Origin of the sequence: aff. Roholtiella sp. LEGE 12411 (assembly GCF_015206995.1) — a bacterium.
GTDB lineage: Bacteria > Cyanobacteriota > Cyanobacteriia > Cyanobacteriales > Nostocaceae > Komarekiella.
Genome location: NZ_JADEXR010000024.1, coordinates 40830 through 59121, shown reverse-complemented (window position 1 = coordinate 59121; position 18292 = coordinate 40830). Strand labels below are relative to the sequence as shown.

Annotated in this window: 14 protein-coding genes; 7 read left to right on the top strand and 7 right to left on the bottom strand. The window is 42.5% G+C overall.

Annotated elements, in window-relative coordinates:
• The first annotated feature begins 162 nt into the window (after window positions 1-162).
• A complete protein-coding gene (locus IQ246_RS08145; protein WP_194001837.1) occupies window positions 163-609 on the top strand; it encodes a pre-16S rRNA-processing nuclease YqgF in 447 nt (148 codons plus the stop codon).
• 8 nt (window positions 610-617) lie between these two features.
• Here IQ246_RS08145 and IQ246_RS08140 read toward each other — a convergent pair whose 3' ends face one another.
• Window positions 618-881, bottom strand: coding sequence for a DUF3146 family protein (locus IQ246_RS08140; protein WP_194001835.1), 264 nt, complete (start codon window positions 879-881; stop codon window positions 618-620).
• Window positions 882-1205: 324 nt separating this feature from the next.
• Here IQ246_RS08140 and IQ246_RS08135 point away from each other — a divergent pair, with 324 nt between their 5' ends.
• The gene (locus tag IQ246_RS08135; protein ID WP_194001843.1) at window positions 1206-2717 is read left to right on the top strand and encodes a hypothetical protein; all 1512 of its coding nucleotides are present in this window, start codon (window positions 1206-1208) and stop codon (window positions 2715-2717) included.
• Window positions 2718-2982: 265 nt separating this feature from the next.
• Here the strand turns inward: IQ246_RS08135 and IQ246_RS08130 are convergent, their stop codons facing one another.
• Together IQ246_RS08130 and IQ246_RS30805 are read right to left on the bottom strand one after the other, a co-directional pair.
• The gene (locus IQ246_RS08130; protein WP_194001833.1) at window positions 2983-5139 is read right to left on the bottom strand and encodes a polyribonucleotide nucleotidyltransferase; all 2157 of its coding nucleotides are present in this window, start codon (window positions 5137-5139) and stop codon (window positions 2983-2985) included.
• Between the two features lie 101 nt (window positions 5140-5240).
• A complete protein-coding gene (locus IQ246_RS30805) occupies window positions 5241-5366 on the bottom strand; it encodes a hypothetical protein (RefSeq protein WP_255515496.1) in 126 nt (41 codons plus the stop codon).
• Window positions 5367-5513: 147 nt separating this feature from the next.
• Between IQ246_RS30805 and IQ246_RS08120 the strand changes: the two genes are divergently transcribed.
• The 5 genes from IQ246_RS08120 to IQ246_RS08100 all read left to right on the top strand — a co-directional run bounded on the left by IQ246_RS08120 (window position 5514) and on the right by IQ246_RS08100 (window position 12114).
• Window positions 5514-8786 (top strand): DEAD/DEAH box helicase, encoded by a 3273-nt coding sequence (locus IQ246_RS08120; RefSeq protein ID WP_194001831.1) that lies wholly within the window; start codon window positions 5514-5516, stop codon window positions 8784-8786.
• 291 nt (window positions 8787-9077) lie between these two features.
• The gene (locus tag IQ246_RS08115) at window positions 9078-9914 is read left to right on the top strand and encodes an SWIM zinc finger family protein (RefSeq protein WP_194001829.1); all 837 of its coding nucleotides are present in this window, start codon (window positions 9078-9080) and stop codon (window positions 9912-9914) included.
• A 155-nt stretch (window positions 9915-10069) separates the two neighbouring features.
• A complete protein-coding gene (locus IQ246_RS08110; protein WP_194001827.1) occupies window positions 10070-10369 on the top strand; it encodes a CU044_2847 family protein in 300 nt (99 codons plus the stop codon).
• Between the two features lie 470 nt (window positions 10370-10839).
• Window positions 10840-11577 carry a Crp/Fnr family transcriptional regulator gene (locus IQ246_RS08105; protein WP_194001825.1) on the top strand — a complete coding sequence of 246 codons (738 nt, stop codon included), beginning with the start codon at window positions 10840-10842 and terminating at the stop codon, window positions 11575-11577.
• Between the two features lie 126 nt (window positions 11578-11703).
• Window positions 11704-12114, top strand: coding sequence for a response regulator (locus tag IQ246_RS08100; RefSeq protein WP_194001823.1), 411 nt, complete (start codon window positions 11704-11706; stop codon window positions 12112-12114).
• Between the two features lie 163 nt (window positions 12115-12277).
• Here the strand turns inward: IQ246_RS08100 and IQ246_RS08095 are convergent, their stop codons facing one another.
• The 4 genes from IQ246_RS08095 to secA form a co-directional block, all read right to left on the bottom strand.
• Window positions 12278-12982 (bottom strand): class I SAM-dependent methyltransferase, encoded by a 705-nt coding sequence (locus tag IQ246_RS08095; RefSeq protein ID WP_194001821.1) that lies wholly within the window; start codon window positions 12980-12982, stop codon window positions 12278-12280.
• Window positions 12983-13170: 188 nt separating this feature from the next.
• Window positions 13171-14157 carry a catalase family protein gene (locus IQ246_RS08090; RefSeq protein ID WP_194001819.1) on the bottom strand — a complete coding sequence of 329 codons (987 nt, stop codon included), beginning with the start codon at window positions 14155-14157 and terminating at the stop codon, window positions 13171-13173.
• Between the two features lie 136 nt (window positions 14158-14293).
• Window positions 14294-14980, bottom strand: a complete 687-nt coding sequence (locus IQ246_RS08085) for a class I SAM-dependent methyltransferase (RefSeq protein ID WP_194001817.1) — start codon at window positions 14978-14980, stop codon at window positions 14294-14296.
• Window positions 14981-15255: 275 nt separating this feature from the next.
• Window positions 15256-18048, bottom strand: coding sequence for a preprotein translocase subunit SecA (gene secA, locus IQ246_RS08080; RefSeq protein WP_194001815.1), 2793 nt, complete (start codon window positions 18046-18048; stop codon window positions 15256-15258).
• Window positions 18049-18292 lie beyond the last annotated feature (244 nt).

Below are 18292 nucleotides of genomic sequence, written 5' to 3'. Positions count from 1 at the left end.
AACGCCGCACTCAATATTCAAATGGTTGGGGCATCAACCATTGGGTTAGGCGATGTAAGTCGGGCTTTGCCTGCAATTGCTGTTTGAGCCTAGAATCCCCACCATTCAATGGTGGGGAGTATGTCAAACACTATTATTAGTTAGGATCTTAGCTAATTTTATATGACTTTCCGTGAATTTTCGCCAACACAACCAGTCATCTTGGGCTTTGATCCAGGTCGAGATAAGTGTGGTTTAGCAGTGATGGGACTGGATCGGCAACTCTACTATCACCAGGTTGTGCCTGCAAAAGAAGCGATCGCTACTATTGATACACTGCGTCAAAAGTTTCCCATCTCTTTGATGGTCATGGGCGACCAAACCACAGCTAAACAGTGGAAACAGCGAATGTCTCAGGAATTAGCCGAACCGCTGAATATTATTTTAGTAGATGAGCGCTATACAACTTTAGAAGCACGCGATCGCTATTGGCAGATGTACCCGCCTAAAGGGCTAACAAAGCTATTGCCACAGAGTATGCGACAGCCACCACGGCCAATAGATGACATTGTTGCCATTCTCTTGATCGAAAGATATTTAAATCGGCTAACTGAATCAGTTAAGAGTTAACTGATTGACTACAGTTCTGCCCGAATAGTAAAAGCATAGTCTCCTCCAGGCTCTAGCTGGTAATCTTGTTGCTCCAAGAAGCGACCAAGAGGTTCTTTAATTAAGGCACGACCTTGGGAAGGCTTAACGGAAAGTTCTCCCCGGCGGAAATGCCACTGGAAATGCCATTCAAAGTCACCTGCACTTACTTCGCCCTCAAGGAAGCCGTGTTGCCAAGATTGGCGGGTAATTTTGACATGGGCAATGGTTTCTGGCAGACGTTTAGCACTCACAATGCTTTGTGTCAAGTGTAAGAATAACAGCCGATCATGTAGACTATTTATTTTATTTACCAGACATAGCTTAAATAGACAAACTGACAAAATGAGTATTTGTAGTTGACTAGATGAGCCATACGGCTGAAATCGCGGTTACATGAACAAAGCTAGCCTACCCAGGCTAGGAAAAACCAATGCTAGAAAAAAACGTGTTTTTGGGTAATAATTGTAAATGAATAAGCATTTTTATCAGTGTTTGTTCGGATGTTCATCACTTCAAGCATGGTGATAGTTGGGTAGTATTTTTGTTAGCGAATTATTTTCATTTATTAATAAACCATGACACAGGCAAATAGAGAATTTTCACAAGATGAGTTCTATCACGTCTTTGTACCTTATCAGACAGCCAGCGAGGGTGGAACTCAAAGAGTTATATTAAGGTCAGGAAAAAGCTATGAAGTCAAGATTCCAGCCAATACTGCCGAAGGCGGTAAATTACGCATGAAAAAGTGTGGTTTGCAGGGAAATAATGTTGTCCTGATTCTACACACTTTATTTGATCAAAATCTGAATATAGAAGAATCAGTAAATTCATTGATAACCAATGCAGATATTAAGCTAGAAAGCCAAATCAGATGTAGAAGAATCTATCAGTTAATCAAAGATGCCAATTACATTGAGGATTTAGCTGCTCTGCACTTATTAGATTTTATAGTTTCTTCCTCGAAGGCTGAGTCATCAGTTGGTGAGCGCTACAATATTTCTAGTCAAAGTTGTAAATTGATAAAAATTGAACAATGTCTGGAAGATGCCTTGACTAAATCTCAATTAAGTGAAGCTGAGAAGCAGTCAGTGCAAGGAATATACCAATGTATCAGAGCAGGAGAAGGTATAGCTGATTTTGACGTTCTTAATAATCTTGATTCTATTATTCAGAGTTCTTCACTTGCGAACGAACTCAAAGAATTTTACTTTCAGTACAGTGTTACATCTAGGGCAATTACTACTGATTTATTTATTGTTGATTTAATTAATAGTTCCTCTAGTACTTCCACCAGCAGTATAGACAAATCCAAGCTACTTGATGCCTACTCTCAACTTAGAGATGCTAAAGAAGTTTCTGAACAAGAGGTCTTGATTTCATTAGATTCACTCATATTAAATTCTGATATCCCAGATGATTGTAAAGTAATTTACAAGTTGATGCGTGAGCCAGTAACCAACCGTCAAGGAAAGAATCAAAAAGATGATGATATCTTTGCCAAAGTAAAAAAAGTTTATGACTCAGTTAAAAAAGCATCTGGGGTTGTTCCTGCTGTTACAACAATCGGTACAACTATAGGCGCAAAAGCAGGAACAGGAGCAGCATTTGGTACTTTTTTTGGAGGTGCAGCAACTAATGCAACCTTAGCTTTATTAGGGGGTGGTTCTGTTGCTACGGGTGGCTTAGGAATGTTAGGCGGATTAACCGTAGCCACCGGTGGAGCTGCTTTGATTGGTGCAGCAGCTCTAGTGTCTGTTGCTTCTATTGCTCAAATGGGTTCTGAAGAGAAAAAGAATTTAGGAATCGCAGCAGGAGTAGGAGTTGCAAGTAGTGCAGCGGCTGTTGGAACAGCTTGGGCCGCTATGAGCGCCTTTGGTGTGGCTGGTACAGGTACAGCGATTAGTGCTTTATCAGGAGCGGCAGCTTATAGTGCTGCTATGGCAGCTCTTGGCGGGGTTGGTGTTATGACTGGAGGGGCTGCCGTTGTTGCATTTGGCGCAGGTTATGCAGCTTGGAAATTTCTTGGGGGAAATAAAAATGATCCTAAACGCCAACTAAAAGAGTTGGAGGCGAAACTATATTCCTAATATTTCTAATAAAAGAATTAAATGATTGCAAAAAATCCTTTGGTAGAGACGTTGCATTGCAACGTCTCTACAATGGTTTATCTGTCACATTTTTTTCAATTGGGATAATTTCGTCGAGCCTGCGAAAGCAGGCTTTGTTTTTATAGCCGCGACTTCAGTCGTTCGGCTCCATAATCTTCTTGACAATTGATTCAGAGAAGCATACGGCGATGCCAAATGCGTTGGCATCGCGGATTTTAGATGCAATCTAAAATCCTAAATCGATTTAACGATTCACTGCCGCAGCTTCTCGCGCCGCAGCTGCTTGATCTGGGTGGATACCCAAACGTGTGAGATTAATCCGACCTTTATTGTCAATTTCGCGCACTTTGACAATTACTTCGTCTCCGACTGCTACTTCATCCTCAACTTTACCAACACGGTAGTCAGCTAGTTGAGAAATATGGATCATGCCTTCTTTTCCAGGCAAAAATTCCACAAATGCACCTATTGGTATAATCCGAGTAATGCGTCCTACGTAGACATCCCCTTCATGCAGCTTGCGGGTCATACCTTGGATGATGTTACGTGCTCTTTTTGCCTTGCTCTCATCCACAGCGGAAATCGTCACGGTGCCGTCATCTTCGATGTCAATTTTTGCACCGGTTTCCTCGGTAATGCCCTTGATAGTCTTGCCTCCGGGGCCGATAACCAGACCAATCATGTCTGAATCAATCTTGATTGTTAACAGACGTGGGGCATAGGGTGAGGTTTCAATGCGTGGTTGCTCAATGCAGGCGAGCATTTTTTCCAGAATGTGCAGCCTGGCTGATTTGGCTTGATGGACGGCTTGGGCGATAACCTCCAAAGACAGTCCGGAGATTTTCATATCCATTTGCAGGGCAGTAATCCCAGCATCTGTCCCGGCAACTTTGAAGTCCATGTCGCCTAAAAAGTCTTCAATGCCCTGAATGTCGGTTAGGACTCGTACTTCGTCGCCTTCCTTAATCAGACCCATTGCTGCGCCACTGACGGGTTTGAGAATTGGTACACCAGCATCCATTAAGGCTAGGGTGGAACCGCACACCGAACCCATGGAGGTGGAACCGTTGGAGGAAAGTACTTCCGATACGATGCGAATCACGTAGGGAAATTGTTCTTTCGATGGTAGTACAGGTAAGAGCGATCGCTCTGCTAATGCCCCGTGACCGATTTCACGCCTTCCTGGCGCACGCATTGGCTTGGTTTCCCCGACTGAGAAAGGCGGGAAGTTGTAATGATGCAGATAACGTTTTTGTTGATCTAGCTGCATGTCATCGTTGAGGTTTTGGGCATCCCCTGGTGTACCCAAAGTACAAGTGGATAATACCTGAGTTAGTCCCCGGTTAAATAACCCACTGCCGTGGACTCGCTTTGGTAAAACACCAACTAAACAAGAAACGGGACGTACTTCATCGAGTTTGCGACCATCAACGCGGACGTTATCTTCGATGATTTGTCGGCGCATGAACTTCTTGGTAATGTCTTTAAAAGTGTTACCAAGTGCCTTGCTGTTTATAGTTGCGGCAATTTTAACTGGGTCTTGTTCTGGTAGTTCAACGATCGCAGTTGCAATTGTGTCTTTGACAATATCCAAAGCTGCATCGCGTTCCGGTTTGGTGAATTCAAATTGCGACAAGATTTTTTTAATTTCGCTGCTGGCGCGATCGCTGATATAGTTTTCCAGCGTCTGGTCTACCTCTGGTGGTGCTTCTTGCACTACTTGTAGACCCAATTCTGCCAATAAATCTTGCTGCGCTTTAATTAAGTCCCGTACCGCTTCGTAGCCAAAATCAATCGCCTCGATAATATCTCGCTCTGGTAACTGATTTGCTCCTGCCTCCACCATGATCACGCCATGTGGTGAACCTGCTACGATCAGATCTAAGTCTCCAGCTTCAATTTCTGCATAAGTGGGGTTAATAATGAAATCATCTCCCACTAAACCAACCCGCACTGCCGCCATTGGCCCATTAAAGGGAATTTGGGCAATTAGGGTAGCAATTGAAGCCCCAGTAACCGCCAGTACATCGGGTGGTACTAGCTCATCCATCGATAGCGTTAGGGCAATAACTTGCAGGTCATCCCGTAACCATGAAGGGAACAGAGGACGCAAGGGACGATCTATAAGACGGCTGGTGAGAATTGTTTTTTCTGGTGGACGACCTTCCCGGCGCATAATTCCTCCGGGAATTCTACCAGCGGCATATAGCCTTTCTTCGTAGTCTACTGTGAGCGGAAGAAAATCAATGCCTTCTCTGGCTTGCGATCGCGTAGCCGTCACCAAAACCGCAGTGTCCCCCGATTGTATCAAAACTGACCCACCAGCCTGGGGAGCTAATAGGCCGACCTTCAGCCGAATATCCCGTCCATCGAAGGATATTGACTTATCAACTTCTGCCATTCAGTTTTTTTTCCTTCTCTTTCGCTATTCTCTCTCTGTGGCAATCCTAACATTTATGCCCTATGGCTGACCTTTGTTACATACAAAGATGCACAAGTCGTTCAATGCCAAGGACGATACATCGACAATGGGTCTACCACTTGTTTATCTTTTAGCTTTACTGCACCGGGAATACGCCCAATAGTCTGAAATTCTAACGATTGCCAAAGTGTAATGGAAAATATCATGATTAATAATATTTATGATGCCTGACTAATTTGATGTTCTTATTATATTTAATTGTATGATTAAATGAATGATTTACAACACAGCAATTAAGTAGAAAAAACAAATATTTCCTGCTTGAAGTTGGTGAAAATACAATTAATTAGCAAATGGCGATCTTACACGGTAATTGGTTATTAAAAAATCAAAATGGTTGTTTATTTGTTTGGGGCGAAATTTGGCGATCGTCGCGGGTAAATTTCGATTTGAGTGCATCGCCAGATGTGCCACCACATCCATTGGCAATGACATTAGTTGAGTTAAGCGAGTGGTTGCGATCGCAGAACATGACAATTGCCGACTTAACGCAGCAACCGCAAGCTACCTTCGCGAATACAGGGCGAACTCGCAAAGGCGCAAATACTACTGAATTAAATTTACCAACGCACTCCCAAATAATTTCTCTACCAACTTATATTTCAGAAAGTAACGGGGGAACGGTATTAATTTCCCCAGTACATTCTGCCTCTACCACAGTAGACTTGGAAACAGAATCCCCACAATATTTACAACCGTGGCGAGTTGAGGGTTTTTGTCTTAATCCCACCGCAGCGATAAAATTTCTCACTTCTATTCCCTTAAATGCTGTTAATGGAGAGGATGCCTTTTGGGGAGGAGATCTACGTTTTTGGTCGCAAGCCGCCCGCTGGAGTTTAGATTTAATCTCGCGCTGTAAATTTTTACCGACAATTCAACAGCAATCTGATGATTCTATCGCTGCGAAGTGGCAAGTACTCTTAGACAGTGCTGTAGACGGAACCCGCCTAGAAAAATTTTCGGCGAAGATGCCATTAGCTTGCCGCACTTATCAAGGAGAAGAGAAAGGGGAGAGGGAAAGAGGGGAACAGGGGGGAGCAATATCTTTCTTATCTTCTCACCTAGTAGTGGACTTCCTCATCAAACCTCAAGAATTGTTGTTGGGATTTCTCAATAGTACGATAGATGCCCAAGTGCGAGAAATGGTGAGTTCTCAACCTCCAATGGAAGCCAAGGTGATGGCATCTCTACCGTCTGCGGTGCGACAGTGGTTGCAATCTTTAACTAGTGCATCTCATATAGTGAACACAGATGCAATTGGAGTTGAACGACTGGAAGCGGCGCTCAAAGCTTGGACTATGCCGCTACAATACCAATTAGCTCTAAAAACTCTGTTTCGCACCTGTTTTCAACTGCGTTCCCCGGAGCCTGGGGAAACAGATTGGATATTGGCGTATTTCCTTCAGGCGGCTGATAATCCAGAGTTATTGGTGGATGCAGCAACTATTTGGAACAATCCCGTTGAGCGATTGGTTTATGAAAATCGGACAATTGACGAACCTCAAGAAACATTTTTGGGTGGTTTGGGATTAGCTTCAAGATTGTATCCCGCGCTCGCATCCAGCTTAGAAACTGAATATCCCCAATCTTGTCGTCTCAGTCCCATACAGGCGTATGAGTTTATTAAGTCTGTGGCTTGGAGGCTGGAAGATAGTGGTTTGGGCGTGATTTTACCTCCAAGTTTGGCAAACCGCGAAGGATGGGCGAACCGTTTGGGATTGAAAATTACTGCTGAAACTCCCAAGAAAAAACAAGGAAGTTTGGGGTTACAGAGTCTGTTGAATTTTCAATGGCAATTGGGAATTGGCGGACAGACTATTTCTAAAACCGAGTTTGATAAACTTGTGGCATTGAATAGCCCACTTGTAGAAATTAACGGCGAGTGGGTGGAGTTGCGTCCCCAAGATATCAAGACAGCCCAAGCCTTTTTCGCCTCTCGCAAAGACCAAATGGCGCTTTCTTTAGAAGATGCTTTGCGTCTTAGTACAGGGGATACCCAAGTTATTGAAAAGTTACCAGTAGTCAGCTTTGAAGCATCTGGAGCATTGCAAGAATTAATTGGGGCCCTAGCCAATAATCAAGCGATCGCACCTTTACCTACACCTAGTGGCTTTCAGGGACAGTTGCGGCCGTATCAAGAACGAGGTGCTGCTTGGCTAGCCTTCTTGGAGCGTTGGGGCTTGGGCGCGTGTCTAGCCGACGATATGGGATTGGGTAAGACCATTCAGTTTATCGCCTTTCTTCTGCATTTGAAAGAACAAGGTGCATTAGAAAAGCCAACTTTACTAGTTTGTCCAACTTCTGTTTTAGGAAACTGGGAAAGGGAAGTTAAGAAATTCGCGCCAACGCTGAAGGTTTTGCAGTATCACGGTGATAAACGACCTAAAGGGAAAGCCTTTGTCGAAGCAGTTCAAAAGCACGATTTAGTCATTACTAGTTACTCATTAATTTATCGAGATATCAAGTCATTACAAAGCCTTTCTTGGCAAGCAATTGTTTTAGACGAAGCGCAGAATGTCAAAAATCCCGATGCGAAGCAGTCACAAGCAGTCAGACAATTAGAAACTACATTTCGGGTTGCTTTGACGGGTACACCAGTAGAAAATAGATTACAGGAATTGTGGTCGATTTTAGATTTTCTCAATCCTGGATATTTGGGTAAGCGACAATTTTTTCAACGGCGGTTTGCCATGCCAATTGAAAAGTATGGTGATACAGCTTCTTTGAGTCAGTTACGTGCATTAGTCCAACCATTTATTCTGCGCCGTCTGAAAAGCGATCGCGAAATCATTCAAGACTTGCCAGATAAGCAAGAAATGACCGTCTTTTGCGGTTTGACTGCGGAACAAGCTGCGCTTTATCAAAAAGTTGTAGAACAATCTTTGGCAGAAATTGAATCGGCTGAAGGATTACAACGTCGGGGAATGATTTTGGCTTTACTAATCAAGCTCAAACAAATCTGCAATCACCCAGCCCAATATTTGAAACAAGCTACATTAGAGCAACATAATTCCGCCAAACTTCTGCGGCTAGAAGAAATGTTAGAAGAGGTTTTAGCAGAAGGCGATCATGCTTTAATCTTCACTCAATTTGCTGAGTGGGGTAAATTACTCAAACCCCATCTAGAAAAAAAACTTGGGCGAGAAATATTGTTTTTATATGGGAGTACCAGTAAAAAACAACGCGAGGAAATGATTGACCGTTTTCAACACGATCCTCAAGGGCCGCCAATTATGATTCTTTCATTGAAAGCAGGTGGCGTAGGACTGAATTTAATACGAGCAAATCATGTATTTCACTTTGATAGATGGTGGAACCCAGCCGTAGAAAATCAAGCTACAGATAGGGTATTTCGTATTGGTCAAACTCGCAACGTACAAGTACATAAATTTGTCTGTACTGGCACTTTAGAAGAGAAAATTCATGACATGATTGAAAGTAAGAAACAATTGGCAGAACAAGTTGTAGGTGCAGGTGAAGAATGGCTGACTGAACTAGATACAAATCAGCTCCGTAATTTACTATTACTTGATCGCAATGCAGTAATTGATGAAGATGCAGAATAAGTAGAGACGTTGCATTGCAACGTCTCTACAATGCAACGTCTCTACAATGCAACGTCTCTACAATGCAACGTCTCTACAATGCAACGTCTCTACAATGCAACGTCTCTACAATGCAACGTCTCTACAATGCAATGTCTCTACAATGCAACGTCTCTACAATGCAACGTCTCTACAATGCAACGTCTCTTAACCCACCTGAAAAACATATAATTCTCAACTTTGATAAAATAAAACGTCTTGACAACGTGGGATATTTACTCACTAATACTTAATTAATAAAATTGGAAAATCATGACTAATTATACCCTTCAGGCAAGTCGAGAATGGTGGTCACAACGATGGCTTGATTTGCTAGATTCTTATCGGTTTAAAAAGCGTTTAGAACGTGCGAGAAACTATGCTCGTCAGGGAAATATCTTGAGCATCGAGTTTAAAGGTGCAAAAGTCTTGGCTAGAGTACAAGGTAGTGAAGCAGAACCTTATAAAGTTTCCCTTTCCCTTGACCCCTTTAGTGATGAACAGTGGGGTTATATAATTGAAACAATGTCACATAAAGTAACTTTTGCTGCTAAGTTGCTAGCAGGAGAAATGCCACAAAATATTGAAGAAGTGTTCACAGCTAATGGTCTTTCCTTATTTCCTTTTACCCTCTCTGATATCCACAGTAAATGCTCTTGTCCTGATAAAGCAAATCCTTGCAAACATATTGGTGCTATTTATTATCAGTTAGGCGATCGCTTCAGTGAAGACCCGTTTGTACTATTTCAATTGCGTGGACGTACAAAAGAGCAAATTATTAGCGATTTACGAAAATTACGTGGTGTTAAGGTTGAAGCTCAGACTATTGAAACGCCTGAGACTCAACAGTTAGTTCCCAACAACCAATACTCGGTAAAAATTGATGCTTTCTGGCAATATAACGAGCCACTAGAGTCATCTTTGGTAGTGATTGCGCCGTCAAGTAGTGAGACGATATTAGATGTATTAGGAGCAATTCCCTTAGCGAAAGAGGCAGAAAATATCGCAAACCTAAATTCTAGTGATGTGGTAATGAGCTATTTGGATGTAGTTTACAAAGATGTTAGCCAGAAAGCATTTTTAGCCGCAATGAACGTGGGAGTGAGTTGACTGGGTAAATTTAGGTTATTCCCTGGTGCTCCCTGCTTAACATCAGGATAGGGTGCTTACGTACAACAGGGAGCCGAGGCTACCTGGAAATTAAAAGTTCTCTTGAATACTAGTGATTGAATGTTATAAAAGCAGAGTAATCCAGTCAAATCAACATGGAACTCCAAACTAGAATTATTTCGGTAGAACTTGCTGATGGTACACATATCCGAGTTGAAGCTACACTAATCGGCGAACGCAAAATAAATTTTCAAACTCAACCCTTTAATGAACTAACCGTTGCTATAGAATCTCTTACTAAGGAAATTGCAGAAGTAGTACATAAAGCTAAGCCAGACAGGGCAAGTGTAAAATTTGGTGTAGAAATTTGTATTGAATCAGGTAAGCTCATACCTTTGCTATCCAAAGGTACTTCCACAGCCAATCTGGAAATTACCTTAGAATGGGGTCACTAATTGGTTACTCAATGACACTGCTTATCATCTCAACAGATTAGTCATTTGCGTAACGAAAACCTAACGTTAAGTTAATTGTTGCTGCCTTTCCTAAAAGGTAACGACGCTCTAATAAGTTTTTCTTTCAGATTATTTCTAAAAGTCTCTTAAAAAACGCCATACAAGCTTAACTTGTCAAAAATGGTCTTTTGCTAAGTAAATTGAGATTATTTTACTGTCTACATTCAGATATAAAAAATCTATGTGTTACATGAGACTTATTTAGTTCACAATTATATTTTTTTTCATAATATAAATAGCTAATGTCATCATGTTAAGCTAGAAATTAAGTCAATAGAAATATTAATTAGTTTTTATTGCAAAAATATCTTTAGGAAATACTCTTTTGGACGTTAGGAATAAAATTTTATTTTTTCTCCTTATGCCTTAAGTTGCCTTTTCTAGGGTGGGCTATCTTAAGGAGAATCCTAATGTCAGTTAACGAAAATATTTTGAAGCAGCCAGCAAACAAACTGCTCGCAGCTTTGCCTACCTCTGAGTATGAGCGTCTAATTCCCCACTTGAAATTTGTTGAACTCTCATTTAACCAAATTATTTACGAGGCAGGAGAACCCATCACACACGTCTATTTTCCCAATCAATCAATGATTTCTATAGTCACGATTATGGAAGATGGCTCAACAGTTGAAGCTGGAATAGTGAGCAATGAAGGCATGGTAGGTATCCCCGTAATTTTAGGAGGCGACACAACAACCACAACAGCTATGGTACAAGTCGCAGATGGTGCTATGCGGATGGATGCAGATGTACTCAAAACAGAGTTCAACCGGGGTGGAGCACTTCAGAGCCTGCTGCTGCGCTATGTACAAGCCCAATATACTGAACTTGCACAAGGGGTTGCCTGCAATCGTCTTCATACACTGGAGGAAAGGCTCGCTCGTTGGCTGCTAACGATTACTGACCGTTTGGAATCAGTGGATTTTCTACTCACTCAAGAACTTATTGCCCAGATGCTCGGTGTGCGCCGCTCCGGTGTCACAGTAGCAGCTAGCACCCTTAGCCGAGCAGGCATAATCCGCTATAACCGTGGTCGCATTAGCATCCTCAATCGAGAGACTTTGGAGGCTACTTCTTGTGAGTGTTATCGGGTCATACAAGACGAATTTACTCGATTACTGAGCAATAAGCCTAGGCGCAATTCTAGATAAATTTTTTGATTATCTATGTGCGAAACCGGACAGACTCAACTAAATGATTAGATTTAATCTAAAAAAAGTGTGCATCTTTATGTAATTGCTGTTCCAAGTGTAAAAATTACACGGTCGGGGGAATTAATGTCTAGCGAATCCGCATTTTTCAAAGGTCTACGCCTGCTCGTTGTCGATGATGACCCTGATACGAGGACGTTACTTACCTTTCTATTTGAATTGGACGGAGCAGAGATTATAACGGCTGCTTCGGCAGGTGAAGCTATGGAGATTATGTCATTTTTTAAACCAGATATCCTTATAATTGACATCTGCTTACCAGATGAAGACGGTTACTCGCTGCTCTTGAAAGCCAGAAATCTGGAATCAGGGCGAGAAAGAAGGATTCCAGCTATTGCTGTAACCGCATCTGCTAGCGAGGAAGGGCACATACGTGCATTGTTAACAGGTTTTCAAATATATCTATCCAAGCCAATAAACTTAGACGAGTTAGCCTCTGTGGTTGCTGATTTGGCTGGACTCAAACAATACGCGTAAAGGGCATTGGGAGATTGGGTGTGGCAGTTCTCGCATGGGTAAGGTAGAGAAAAAAATAATTAACCACAGATGAACACAGATAAGTAATCAGACAAAATTAATTACATAATTTTCTCCAAATTCTTTCAGTATTTTTTCAATAGGTGATTGATGCTTCATTTAACTATCCCTTAAATGCCATCCAACCACCTACCCACAGCCCAGTATAGAAGCGAATCACACGGCTGAAACCTGCTTGCTGAAGCAGTTCTAAAATTTTCGCTTCTGAGAGCGGATAAATAGCATTATTGAAGCTTTCCAGGAGTTGCTTCTGCTTGTCTACAGAAAGCCCTGTTTCTTTCCAATAGGCGTGAAGCGTAGCAATAATTTTTTCTAATTCAGGGCTTCCTTTTGTACCAAAAACATCAACTAAAATAAACAGTGCCGATGTTTTTAAACGTTGAGCAATCCCTTGTAAGAAAGCAAGTTTACCATCTTCACCTGGGATAAAATGCATTACTAAAATGCTCGTGGCTGCATCATAGACGAGATAATCTGGTAAATCTTGAACATATCCTTGAATGATTTTAATACGTTTAGATAGTTGATGTTGAGTTATTTTTTGCTGTGCGATCGCCAACATCTTTGCTGAAGGATCAACACCCAAAAGCTCCCACTGGGGATTGCCTTGCCCCAAGCGAACTAGCTCCATTCCCCCACCTGCACCGACAATTAATAAATTTGCTGTTTCCGATAAACAGGAGCGCAAACAAGCCTGCACAAAAGTATGCATTACTTCATAACCCGGCAATGCCAGACGTACTATTTGCTCGTATTCATCTGCCGCAATCGGTGAATTGGTATCGAAATCGATAATTTGCTGTGACATATCTTTCTCGCTTAATTTGGTTTGACTGTCAGGGTAAGATGTTCAATAGGCTACTATTTATAATTAGATATAACAAGGAAAAGTGCTAGTATTTTGAGTTACAGCGCTTTTCAGAATGAGTAGACCACAAATCCTAGAGTGAACAATACCAGTTCTACAAGAAAAACGCTGTAATTACGAACTACGAGTTACGAATCATTTTGGTCATAGGGTTGAGGCTCTCTCAGACGCTGCTGAATATGCTCACGGCGATTCCGAGTCGCTTCTTGGTAAATCTTCTTGCGAGCTAGATTTAATACACCAAGTGGCTGATGTTCAGGTAGTGTATGCCAAGGCGTAAATGACAAACCCTCATCTAGTCTTTTGCGTTCCTCAGTATTAAATATTTGACTGGGAATCTTAATTGTTGCCACTTTAACAAATGGTGAGTCTGTCTGTTGCCACTCAATTGTTGAGTCTTCAATAGGAGTTTTCTCATCATTTACATACAACTGAACTAGGAAGTCAAAATAGGCATCCTTGCCTTCAGTTGTCAGCTGGTTAACTATTGCCTCTCGTAGATAGTTCTCTGAGTCAGCAGGTGAGTGAGAAGTTTCGTTATCAGAATGGGGACTTACAGAAAACTTGATCGCTTGGTTTCCCAATTGATAAGAGGTTGTACTCCAGTAGTGGATACTCAAAGGATTAGAAACTTGATGTGCGTTCATCTTTGCTAAAAGTCCAAGCTCGTATGACATCGAAGCTGGATCGAGTTCTCCCTTTTGTAACTTGGCAAGGTCAACATAACCTTGCAGATTCCGCAGAAAAAAGATGGCGCTATTTACAAGTACAAAATCCTGGGTTTTTTCTTCATCATCCAGAACTTTCTCTCCTTCCACATTCATCAATTTAATTGCCATACCACGAACATCAGGTTCTTTATCAGGCTTGAACTTTCCTCTTTCCTCTAATCCTCCAGCATTAGAAAAACGAATCCAAACAGGATAATTTCGCACAGTTTTAAAAACACCAACTTGCAACGTTTCAGGAAGATTTTCTTCAATGATAAATTCTCCCCAAAGCAAACCGTGACTTTTAGGGTGAAGTTGTCGCAGATCGGGCCCTTTCTGTTCTTGCTTTGCTAAACTATCTGCCAAAATTGCGTCGATAATAGCTTCCTGCTGTGGGTTAGTCATATACAGCTCCTAAAAATACACAGCAAAGCTTAACAGGAAGAATCAGTTTGCGATCGCACTTTCACAATAATTTTCTATTCTGCTAGTTGAACTTATACAAAAAGTGGAAACCGTGTTGATGCAAATCTACTTCGCCTTACGGATTAGTTGGTCGGTAGCCCCCAAATACGGCAAAGCTAAAATTTTTATACCAGCAATCCACATCTTCAAAACCTGCGGCTTCTAGCCAGCTTAGCTGAATATCCAGGGTTGCCATGCGATCGTATTCCATACGTTTTTGTGCAGCTTTAAGAGCTTCCTCTGAGATACCCAAAGCGCGGACAGAATCCAGCCAGTTCTGGCGATAGAGTTTTTCTAAATTAGGAGTTTTGCCCAAAACCTGATCAGCATTGACAAACATCCCTCCTGGATTGAGGACGTTGTAAATCCGCTGATCAAGACGTTCCTTGTCAGCATCGCAGAGATGGTGAATCGATAAGGCAGAAATTACAAGGTCATAGGAACCACCCAAATTAGCCTCAGCGTAGTTACCAATCAAGATTTTGGGAGATTTACCCATTTTGCTAAATCGAGACTTAGCTTTCTCTAACATCTCACCAGCTAAGTCCAGCAAGGTGAATTCTGCATTGGGAAACATTGCCTGAACCATACCTGAGAAAAGTCCAGTACCAGCACCCAAATCTAAAACCTTCAAAGGTGTAGTGCGCTTACCTGGGATGATCTCAACAGCAGTTTTGTAAAAGTCATCAAAACAAGGAATTAGGATACTACGTAGATTGTCATAATCTGTTGCGGCAGTATTAAAAGCTTCTTGAATATTCATGTTTTAAATTTTAATAGAGGTAGTACCTTCTGCATTGAACTCACAAATTGACTCATATCCACAAAACTAACGTTTTACTTTTAGGGAGATCCAATAAATAAATCAGCCCAGCCGTATCAATAATATTTTTGGCAAAACCGAGAGATTTAGGCGCTTTCGCCTTGAGGGCGAAAGCGACGGCTGGGCTGATTTATTCTTGGCAAGTGCCTTAGCATAAAACAAAGACGCAAAAGCACTCTCTGTGCCTCTGCGTCTCTGCGTTAAATATTCCCTACTTATACCACCTCTGATGGTGTTTGCATTGGGGGCTGAGGCTGTGGCTGGAACATGAACAACGAATACACCACATCTCGGCGGATGTTGACCATCATATCCAAGAACAATTCATAACCTTCACTCTTATACTCAATCAGCGGGTCTTTTTGACCATAGCCACGTAATCCCACCGATTCGCGCAAGGCATCCATTTGTTGCAAGTGTTCTCGCCACAGGGTATCAATGCGTTGCAAAATAAAGAAGCGTTCGGCTTGGCGCATAAGTCCTGGCTGAATTTGGTCAATCTGCGCTTCTTTGAGGTCGTAGGCAATCCGCACCTGTTCGTGGAGGAAGGCTTTAATCTCACTAACAGACATATCTTCTAATTGATTTGCCTGTAAATCTGCTAGCAGATAGACGAATTCTTTGACCTTCTCAACCAACTTTTCTAGCTCCCACTCTTCAGAAGGCAAGTCTACGTTGATGTAGTAGTCAACGATGTCATCCATCGTTTTTTCGGCGTACTTGATTACTTGTTCTTTTAAATCTTGACCTTCTAACACCCGGCGGCGTTCGGCGTAGATGGCGCGACGTTGGTTGTTCATTACCTCGTCGTACTCAAATACCTGTTTACGGATGTCGTAGTAGTAAGTTTCGACTTTTTTTTGTGCGCCTTCCAAACTGCGGGTGAGCATTCCAGATTCAATGGGCATATCTTCTTCGACTTGGAAGGCATTCATTAATCCAGCAACGCGATCGCCACCAAAAATCCGCAGCAAGTTATCCTCTAAACTGAGGAAGAATCTCGTTGTACCAGGGTCGCCTTGTCGTCCTGCACGTCCGCGCAACTGGTTGTCAATTCGTCGCGATTCGTGGCGTTCTGTACCAATGACGTGCAAACCGCCGATTTCCACTACTTCGTTATGTTCGCGGGTAGTGAATTGTTCGTACTCTTGCTTGACGCGGTTATAAGCTTCCCGCAATTTCTGGATCACCGGATCGTCGATGGGAGCTTTTTCTGCTGCCACAGCTACCTTGTCTTCTGCTTCTAGTTCGGGTAAGCTGCGTTCACCATACTCACGTACCGCAATTTCTACTGCTTCTTTTAATAGCTGTTCTGTCTCTTTTGTCAACTGGGTAGGGAAAATTTCTGGGGAAGCCCGCCAAGTTTTGACTTTTTTTCCAGGAACAAAACCTTGACCACCACTACTTGCACTCGGCAGACCACCAGCTTTTTGCACACTAAACACATCTTCATCTTCTGGCTGAACAATCCGCGGCATAAAGTATTCCCGCAGCTTTAGACGTGCCATGTATTCGGAGTTACCACCCAGGATAATGTCTGTACCCCTACCAGCCATGTTGGTAGCAATAGTTACAGCACCTTTGCGCCCTGCCTGGGCGACTATCTCTGCTTCACGTTCGACGTTTTCTGGTCTGGCGTTGAGTAGTTCGTGGGGAATCTCTAGTTGCTTGAGTAATCGGCTGAGATACTCAGATTTTTCTACACTAGTGGTTCCTACTAATACGGGTCTGCCGATTTCGTGCATTTCGGCACATTCTTTTGCGATCGCTCCCCACTTACCTGGTTCTGTCTTAAAGACCATATCAGACAAGTCTTCGCGTCGTCTGTCACGGTTGGTGGGAATTACCGCAACTTCTAGTTTGTAAATTTTTTCAAACTCCGGTTCTTCCGTCTTTGCGGTTCCCGTCATCCCACCCAGTTTTGGATACAACAAAAACAGATTTTGATAGGTAATCGTCGCCAAAGTTTGAGTTTCTGGCTGAATTTCTACGTGTTCTTTGGCTTCAATAGCTTGGTGTAGTCCATCACTCCAACGCCTTCCGGGGAGGACTCGACCGGTAAATTCATCTACAATCACCACTTCCCCGTTGCGGACGATATAGTTTACGTCCTTCAAGAACAGTTCTTTGGCTTTAATTGCATTAAAAACGAAGTGTGCCCAAGGATCTTCTGGGTCAAATAAATCTGTGACTCCCAAAAGATTTTCTGCTTCTGCAAAGCCTTCATCTGTCAGCAATACGTTCCGAGCTTTTTCATCTACATCGTAATGCTCGTCTTTTTTGAGAGTCAATGCTATTTCAGCTGCTTGCAGGTATTTTTCTGTAGGTCTTTCCACCTGCCCGGAAATAATCAGTGGTGTCCGTGCTTCATCAATTAAAATCGAGTCTACTTCGTCAATCACGCAGTAATTGAACGGGCGTTGCACTACATCTGCCATTGATGTCGCCATGTTATCACGCAGATAGTCAAAGCCTACCTCGCTGTTGGTAACATAGGTAATGTCGCACTCATAGTTTCTCTGGCGTTCACTGGGAGTCATGCTTGCCTGGATTAGCCCCACACTTAACCCCAAGAACCGATGCACCTGTCCCATCCATTCCGCGTCCCGGCGAGCTAGGTAATCGTTAACGGTGACGACATGTACACCTTTACCACTAAGGGCATTTAAATAACTCGGTAAGGTGGCGACTAGGGTTTTACCTTCACCTGTTTTCATTTCGGCAATTTGCCCTATATGCAGAATGACACCACCTAATAGTTGGACATCAAAATGCCGCAAGCCTAAGACTCGGCGTCCTGCTTCCCGGACAACAGCATAAGCTTCTGGCAAAATGTCATCCAGAGCTTCGCCTTGAGCAAGCCGCCCTTTAAACTCTGCGGTTTTACCTTTTAACTCATCATCGGAAGTAGCTCTAATTTCTTCCTCTAAAAGGTTAATTTCAGTAATGTAAGGTTGGTATTTTTTAAGCTTACGAGCGTTGGGGTCGCCCAACAATATTTTTAGCATGGCAGGTTATGGAACTGAATCAAGGGGGATAGGGATTAAATGAGTGGCATTAATTATAAACGTTTAACCCAACTGAGCCGTCTTATTCTTGATGGGTGTCAAATGAGAATTAACTCAAAAACAGGAGCAAAACCAGCTAATCAGTTTACTAAATGATTGGTTTTAACTCTTATCTTATATTTAGACTTCCTTCATAGTATCATTTCGCCCCCATCTCAGGACACGGAAGGCTACCCATGCTAAG